The 2,817-nt window shown below is 74.3% G+C and carries 2 protein-coding genes; both read right to left on the minus strand.

Features of this window, described 5'->3' with window-relative positions; translation table 11 throughout:
* On the minus strand, positions 1-1,284 hold a 1,284-nt coding region (locus FK498_RS18310), incomplete at its 3' end, for a putative O-glycosylation ligase, exosortase A system-associated (protein ID WP_141857093.1).
* Positions 1,285-1,314: 30 nt separating this feature from the next.
* Positions 1,315-2,817 (minus strand): tetratricopeptide repeat protein (locus tag FK498_RS18315; protein ID WP_141857095.1); only part of this gene is annotated, 1,503 nt, incomplete at its 5' end.

A 2,817-nucleotide genomic window follows, 5' to 3' on the forward strand; every position in this document is an offset into this window, starting at 1 on the left:
GCGCCAGCCGGGGGCGGTGGGCTGCGCGGGTGCCGGCGCGGCCTCGCGCACCGCCGCGGCCACCAGGCCGTGCGCGGCGGCGAGCGCCGCCATCAGCGTCCACTGCACGTCCCAGTACTGCAGCGACAGGAACGTTCCGCCGGCGGCATAGGCGACCGTCGAGACCTGCGCCATCCGGGCGAGGTCGTAGGCCCAGCGGAGCTCCGGCTCGCGGCGCGCGAGCCGCACCACGCGCAGGCTGTAGGCCATGCCGGCGGCGAGCACGCCGAGCCAGAGCGCGAACACGACGAAGCCGTGCTCGCCCAGGGTCTCGAACCAGATGCTGTGGGCGGCGCGCGCAGGGATGCCGGGCGCGTAGCGGTTCACGATCTCCTGGCTGTACATCGCGCGGAAGCCTCCGCCCGTCAGCGGCCGGGCGAGCGCGATCTGCCAGGAGGCGGTCCAGATCATCACCCGCCCCATCGCCGAGCCCTCGTGCTCGTAGTCCTGGATCGTGCGCATCCGCTCGACCCAGCTTTCGGGCATGAAGGTGAGGACGGCCGCGACCACGGCGGCGACGATGATGCCGGAGGTGATCTTCCCCCTGCTGCGGACCCAGAACACGAAGGCGGAAGCGATCAGCGCGACGAGCGCGCCGCGCGACTGGCTGCCGATCGCGGCGAACACGGTCGAGACCATGGCGGCGGCAAGCCCGGTCCGCACGATCGCGTGGCGCGACTGGAGCCTGAGATAGTTCATCAGCGGCACCACGACGAGCAGGGCGGTGGCGAGGTGGTTGCGGTCGGCGAGGATCGAATCCGGCGGACCCAGCACCTTGTGCACGCCCCCGGTCATCACCGTGAAGATCCCGCCCTTGACGCCGAAGAAGCCGAGCGCGATCGCGATCATCCAGATCAGCGCGTGGATGCGCTCGCGCGTCGTCAGCAGCGCCGCCGTCAGCAGCACGCCGGCGAGGATCTTCATGACGCGCTCCCATTCGCGCCAGACGATCTCGGCCGATTGCAGGGCGACCAGCGAGGTCGCGGTGACGCCCGCACCGAAGAGCAGGAGCAGCACCGTCACCGCATTGAGCGGCAGCCGTTTCGGCTCGCGGGCGATCGCGCAGCCGAGCAGCGTCACCAGGAAGGTCGTCTGTGCCCAGGGCAGCGCGGAGGCGAAGCCCCACATCTCGCGCTGCGGGCTCATGAACGAGATCCACGACCACAGGAGCGCGCCGACGAAGGGGCGCGCCGCCGCCATCCCGAGCAGCGGGATCATGATCGCCACGAAGGCGAGATCGCGCATGGCGCGCCGCTGTCCCGGGGAGGTCGCCGATCAGCCGCCGCCGAGACGGGCATAGAGCCGTTCGGCCTCGGCCCGCTCCGGGAACTGCAGATCCGCCTTCACCACCGGCTCGAGCACGCGCCGCGCCTCGTCGCGCTGCCCCGCCGCCTCGAGCACGACGGCATAGCGGTAGAACATCGACGGATCCGGCCGCCGCCGCGCCACCGACGCCGCCGCCGCCTGCCGCAGCAGCGGCAGCGCACGCTCGGCCTCGCCCTGGCGCGCGAGGATCCAGCCGAGCGTGTCGGCGGTCTCGGCCGAGGGGGCGATGTAGTAGGCGCGCTCGGCGTATTGCCGCGCCTCGGCGAGCGCGGCCTTGCCCGCCTCGCTGGCCGGATCGCTGCGCGCCTGCATCAGCCAGGCGAGGTTGTTGAGCGAGATCGCGTCCTCCGGCCGGGCGGCCACCACCTGGACGAGCCGGCGTTCGGCTTCGGCGGTCCTGCCGGCGACGATCTCGAGCTGGGCGAGCTGCGCCTGGATCGCGGCATCGCCCGGCTCGCGCTCGAGCCAGGCGGCGAGCGCCGCCGCCGCCTCGGCCTGCTTGTTCTGCCGCTGCAACGCGCCGGCGCGGCGCTGCGCCAGCTCGCGCGAGGGGGCCTGGGCATAGGCGGCGGCATAGGCGGCCGCGGCTTCCTCGAAACGCTCCGCACCCATCAGAAGATCCCCGCGCAGCGCGAGCGAGGCGGGCCGCATCGCCTCCTGGGCGGCGAGACGGTTGGCGAGATCGAGCGCGGCGTCGAGGCCGCGCCCCTCGCGCACCACCTGCACGAGGCTCTGCTGCAGCACCGGATCGGCGGGCTGCGTGCGCAGCCCCTGTTCCAGCACGAGCTCGGCGGCGCGCTGATCCTTGGCCTTCAGGAGCAGGCCCGCGACGATGCGGCGCGCGAACGGGTTGTTCGGGTCCTGCGCCATCGCCATGCGGGCCGCCTCCTCGGCCTCCTTCGTCTGCCCGGCCGCCTCGCGCGCCTCGGCGAGCAGGAGGAGGTGGCGGGTCTCGCGCCGGCGATCGCGGAAGGCCGGTGCGTCCAGCACCTCGGCCGCCCTGGCGGGCTCGCCGAGGCGCAGCAGCACCGTGCCGAGGGTCGCGGCAAGCGCCGGGTCGGCCGGATGCGCCCGGTTGGCCGCCTCCAGCACCGCGCGCGAGGAGGCCGCGCGCGCGCCGCCGCTCAGCGCGGCCGCCGACAGGCGGGCGAGCGCCTCCGGATTGCCGGGCTCGCGCTCCAGCACCTCGGCGAAGAGCTGCTCGGCCCGTTCGGCCTCGCCCTGCATGGCGGCGACGCGGGCAAGCCCGAGCCGGGCGCGGATGCTGTTCGGATGGTCGCGCAACGTCGTCTCGAAGGCCGCGCGCGCGCCGGCGAGGTCGAAGCGCACCAGGCGGATCGTGCCGGTCAGCACGCCGGCGAGCTCGCCGCCGCGCGCGGCCGGACCGAGCCGGTCGAGTTCGGCCTGGGCGGTGGCGAGGTCGCCGCGCGCGAGTGCCGCCGAGGCCAGCAC

This window comes from Elioraea sp. Yellowstone (assembly GCF_006704265.1).
GTDB lineage: Bacteria > Pseudomonadota > Alphaproteobacteria > Acetobacterales > Acetobacteraceae > Elioraea.